The sequence below is a fragment of the Pauljensenia sp. 20925_1_34 genome, assembly GCF_041432775.1.
GTDB lineage: Bacteria > Actinomycetota > Actinomycetes > Actinomycetales > Actinomycetaceae > Pauljensenia.
In genome coordinates, this window is sequence record NZ_JAPWAG010000050.1 from 1 (window position 1) to 4,173 (window position 4,173).

Annotated in this window: 7 protein-coding genes; 3 read left to right on the forward strand and 4 right to left on the reverse strand. The window is 65.8% G+C overall.

Annotation, left to right across the window (positions count from 1 at the left end):
* The 4 genes from O3669_RS10715 to O3669_RS10730 form a co-directional block, all read right to left on the reverse strand.
* Positions 1-425: transposase (locus O3669_RS10715; protein WP_371524824.1), on the reverse strand; the 425-nt coding region annotated here is incomplete at its 3' end.
* Between the two features lie 182 nt (positions 426-607).
* A complete protein-coding gene (locus O3669_RS10720) occupies positions 608-1,117 on the reverse strand; it encodes a hypothetical protein (protein WP_371524826.1) in 510 nt (169 codons plus the stop codon).
* 3 nt (positions 1,118-1,120) lie between these two features.
* The gene (locus O3669_RS10725; protein WP_371524828.1) at positions 1,121-1,444 is read right to left on the reverse strand and encodes a hypothetical protein; all 324 of its coding nucleotides are present in this window, start codon (positions 1,442-1,444) and stop codon (positions 1,121-1,123) included.
* 352 nt (positions 1,445-1,796) lie between these two features.
* Entirely contained in the window at positions 1,797-1,943 is a 147-nt protein-coding gene (locus O3669_RS10730) for a hypothetical protein (RefSeq protein WP_371524830.1), read from the reverse strand.
* Between the two features lie 179 nt (positions 1,944-2,122).
* Here O3669_RS10730 and O3669_RS10735 point away from each other — a divergent pair, with 179 nt between their 5' ends.
* From O3669_RS10735 to O3669_RS10745, 3 genes are all read left to right on the forward strand, one after another.
* Positions 2,123-2,578, forward strand: coding sequence for a RidA family protein (locus O3669_RS10735; protein WP_003791248.1), 456 nt, complete (start codon positions 2,123-2,125; stop codon positions 2,576-2,578).
* A gap of 82 nt (positions 2,579-2,660) precedes the next feature.
* A complete protein-coding gene (locus tag O3669_RS10740; protein WP_371524832.1) occupies positions 2,661-3,410 on the forward strand; it encodes a DUF2249 domain-containing protein in 750 nt (249 codons plus the stop codon).
* Between the two features lie 144 nt (positions 3,411-3,554).
* Positions 3,555-4,034, forward strand: coding sequence for a toxin (locus tag O3669_RS10745; RefSeq protein WP_295920715.1), 480 nt, complete (start codon positions 3,555-3,557; stop codon positions 4,032-4,034).
* Positions 4,035-4,173 lie beyond the last annotated feature (139 nt).

The window sequence follows — 4,173 nt, forward strand, 5'->3', positions numbered from 1 at the left end:
ACGCGCTCGGCAAGTTCCTCCTCACGCGTTGGTGGCACTGCCCGTACTGATCCCTTTGGCCTGCCCTTAGGCTTAGGCATGAGGGCCTGCGCGCCGCCCTCACGGTACAGCCTGCACCAATTCTTCAGCGGTGTCGCGCTCGCAATACCGAAGCGCACCATCGCCTCAGGTTTACTCATCCCGCCATCAACCACGGCGCTCGCTGCGGCGACCTTGGTCTCATAGTCGTATCTGGTCCGCTTTACTTCCATGGCAAGAAAACCGTCCCTCCCGATCACGCGGTACGTCTTCTGCCAGTGTCGCACGGCCTCAGCAGGCACACCCAGCCTCTTGGCGGTCAAACGATAGCCAAATCCCCTCTCAAACATCTCCACCGCCTGCTCACGAAGCAAACGATCATGCCTCAACCGCAGATCCACAGACACGAAAAGCCTCCCATTCCCTGGACTTCAATTTCGATGTCCAAGAAACAGGAGGCAGTTCACGTTCAACACGCGGGGCACAGTCACATCCGCGGGATACGCCCACCCGACGAGGCCACCCACGAGCGGGAGGCAGCCACGGCCTCGTCGATGGGAGGGAACGCAGCACGCGTCTGTGGCTGCGCCTAGCGTGCTGAGAATTTCTTCATCTCTTCCTTGTTGAGGTCGAGGCTGGGGTCGGGTTCGAAGCAGAAGGTGATGAACCGGGGGTTGTACTCGCGGGCGCCAGGCGTGATAGCGAGCAGGGTAAAGGTACCGACACTGTCGACGACGGCAGATTTGCCGATGGTGAGATCTGCATTGACCCACGAGTAAGGCCCTTGCCCATTTCCACCTTTGAGAGACGTGCGCTCCTGGTTCCGGTCATCTGGCGAAGAGTAGAAATAGTACGCCGGGTCGGTGTTTGCGGCGCGCGGACGCACGAGAGCCTCCTCCTGAGCCTTGAGGAGATATCCGGCGCATCCGTCCGTTGCGGTCGGTGTGCTGGTTGACGTGCTGGTCGGTGTGCTGGTTGACGTGCTGGTCGGTGTGGGATCCGCCTGATGCGTGGTGGGCGCGCAGGCGGCGAGGAGCAGGGACAGACCGACGCAAGTTGCCGCGACGGTGTACAGGGGCTGGCGGAGCGTGTGTGTCATGGGTTAGATCGTGCGGGAGACTTCGAAGTCTGGGTCGGGTTCGAAGCAGAAGGTGGCCGAGCCGTGGCCGTAGACGGCCTGTGCGGTCGTGATGTCGAGGAGAGTGAATGTGCCGATGGTTGGGACGTGCTTCGGCTCGCCGACATAGAGGCTGTCGTCGATCCAGCCGGGGTAGCCGTCGGCCCACCCGCCGATGATATAAGCGTACATGGCACCGTTTTCGATGCCAACGTCGGTGATGATGAAGGTCGGGTCGCTCCGTCTCTTTCCGGGGGCGAATTGTGCGGCTTCGCCGACGGTGGTGATCCGTCCGTTGCACTCTGGCATGGGTGTGCTCCTCGTGGGTGACGGCGCGGGCGTTGGGCTCGCGGTGGTGATGGTTGGTGAGGGAGTCGGCGTTGGCGTGGGCCCGGGCGTGGGGGAGGAGGACGTGGGTGTGGGTGTGGGTGTCGGGCGGGTGAAGGGGGTGGTGGGCGCGCAGGCGCCGAGGAGCAGGGACAGACCGACGCAAGTTGCCGCGACGGCAGCTAGGAATGGGGACCTATTGCGCATGGCCTACCGACTTCCGATTGCCGTGTTGCCGTAGGTATCCCAATCGCCGACGAGTGTCGTGAGGGAGTCGGCGTTTCCGGGGACGTCGTTGATCAGTGACTCAAAGTATCCGGTCACGATGGCTCCCTTACAGTGGCTTCTTGCGGTCCGAGCTGAACAATGCGGCCCATTGCTGATCGTGATCTTTGCTCTGCTTTGCCTTGTCATGCAGGGCAGTATCGGTCGAGGTGTGCCAGGCCGTGATTTGCTCGTCATTGATAGAAAAATCAGGCACTATTCCTCCTTGACCGATTGACAAGTTTTGCTCGAAAACTATGAGACAGCACACAAGAAGTCAAGGTTGTCCAACCTTTGTCCCGAGGGTGCCCACCCGACGTTCGTGCACGACGCCCAACTACACTGGTATCAGCAGACGAGGCCCCGGCCTCGTCGATGACAACGAAAGGACCCTTCATGCTGCCCTCCGAGAAGCTCGCCGAGCTCGGCCTCGAACTGCCCGCCGTCGCCACCCCCGTCGCCGCCTACGTGCCCGCCGTCATCGACCGCGGCGTCGTGCGCACCTCCGGCCAGATTCCCGTCGTGAACGGTGAGCCCGTGTGCATCGGAGCCGTCGGCGAGGACGGCGCGGACCCCGAGGACGCCAAGGACGCCGCGCGCGTGTGCGCCCTCAACGCCCTGGCCGCGGCGGCTTCTGTCGCGGGCGGCATCGATAACCTCGCGGGCGTCGTCAAGGTCGTCGGCTTCGTGTCCTCGCGCCCCGACTTCTACGGCCAGGCCGGCGTCATCAACGGCGCTTCCGAGCTCTTCGGCGAGATTTTCGGCAGCCAGCACGCGCGCAGCGCCGTCGGCGTCGCCGCCCTGCCCCTCAACGTCAGCGTCGAGGTCGAGGCCGAGTTCCTCATTAAGTGAACGCGCGGGCGGGCGTGAGGCGCGCCTACACTGTATGAGGTTCACCGAAATGGCCCTGCGGGCCGGAGGATAAGGAAAAGACATGACTGACCGTCAGATGTTCAAGCTGGTCGACGCCAACACCGTCCCTTCCGAGGACGGCGGCTGCGGTTGTGGCTGCGGTGGCGAGGGTAAGAAGGAGCGCGCCGAGCAGGCCGCTCCCGCCGAGGCCCCGGCTGCGCAGGCCCCCGAGCAGGGCGGCTGTGGTTGTGGCGGACACGGTGGCGGCCATGCTGCTGCCGCCCAGGCCGCCGAGGCCCCCGCTGAGCACGCCGGTTGCGGCTGCGGCGGACACGACGCCCCCGCCGAGCGTCCCCACGAGATGGCTGCCGAACCCATCGCCTCCGAGCCCATCGCCTCCACGGCGGGCGGCTGCGGCTGCGGCGGACACGACGCCCCCGCCGAGCGCCCCCACGAGATGGCTGCCGAGCCCATCGCCTCCGAACCCATCGCCGCCGAGCCCATCGCCTCCACGGCGGGCGGCTGCGGCTGTGGTGGTCATGGCGGCGGACATGGTCGCGGCCACGGCAAGGCCCACCCGGGCGGCGCCGGCGTCATCCACCGCCCCGGCGCGGACGAGCTTGTCATTCACTCGATCCCCCGCGTTGTGCGCCACGCGGTCCTCTTTGCCGCGGTTGACAACCTCCCCGTCGGCGAGAACCTCCAGATCTGCGCCCCCCACCAGCCTGAGCCGCTGTTCGCGCACCTGAAGGACTCGGCGCAGCACTACCGCGTCGAAACCCTCGAGGTCGGCCCCGTCGACTGGCGCTACCGCATCACGCGTCTGGCCTGAGCGCACCTCCACGCACGAGGCCGTGGCCGACTCTGCCTTCCCGGTGGGGCCAGCCACGGCCTCGTCGCATTCGAACGCAGATCAAACGCCGTTTTGTGACCTCGTTCGCGTGACGGGGCGAGCGCGACCCGGTACCGTTGAGGTATGAGCATCTTTGACATGACTTCTGACGCCGACGTTGAGGACGACCTGGACCGCGTCGAGACCGACGTGGTCGTGGACTGTGACATCGAGGCCGCGTGGGCGCTCGTGTCGGAGCCGGGCTGGTGGGTCAACGACGGCCCGCTCGGTGACCATGAAGTGAGCCTCGGTGACGACGGCCTCTACCGCGTGAGCGACCCGGACGCCGGCGACTGGCTGATCGAGAAGGCCGACGAGGACCCTATGGACGTCGTCGCCTTCCGCTGGTACCCGCTCGCCGACGACGAACTGCCCGACGAGTACGCGACCCGCGTCGAGGTCTCCCTGTCCGAGGAGCGCGGCGGCGTCGCCATCCACGTCGAGGAGTCCGGCCTGGCATCGGTTTCCGACGACGAGGCCGTGGCTCGCCAGGCGTACGACGACGCGATCGGCATGTGGGAGCAGGTCCTGGTCGCCGCGAAGAACTACCTCGAGGGCCGCTGAACGTTCGCGCTTCTTCCCTGACGTCGGCACGTCTCGATGCGGCGCGGCATCCGTGGCGTTTCCCCGTGGAAGCGCGCCTGGATTGCGCGCTGAGACAATCTGAGTGACGCCCCCCCTAGAATCCGGCCCCGGCACTGCA

Coding starts and splice junctions, on each gene's coding strand:
- O3669_RS10720 (WP_371524826.1), bottom strand. CDS start 1,117: ATGACACACACGCTCCGCCAGCCCCTGTACACCGTCGCGGCAACTTGC.
- O3669_RS10725 (WP_371524828.1), bottom strand. CDS start 1,444: ATGCCAGAGTGCAACGGACGGATCACCACCGTCGGCGAAGCCGCACAA.
- O3669_RS10735 (WP_003791248.1), top strand. CDS start 2,123: ATGCTGCCCTCCGAGAAGCTCGCCGAGCTCGGCCTCGAACTGCCCGCC.
- O3669_RS10740 (WP_371524832.1), top strand. CDS start 2,661: ATGACTGACCGTCAGATGTTCAAGCTGGTCGACGCCAACACCGTCCCT.
- O3669_RS10745 (WP_295920715.1), top strand. CDS start 3,555: ATGAGCATCTTTGACATGACTTCTGACGCCGACGTTGAGGACGACCTG.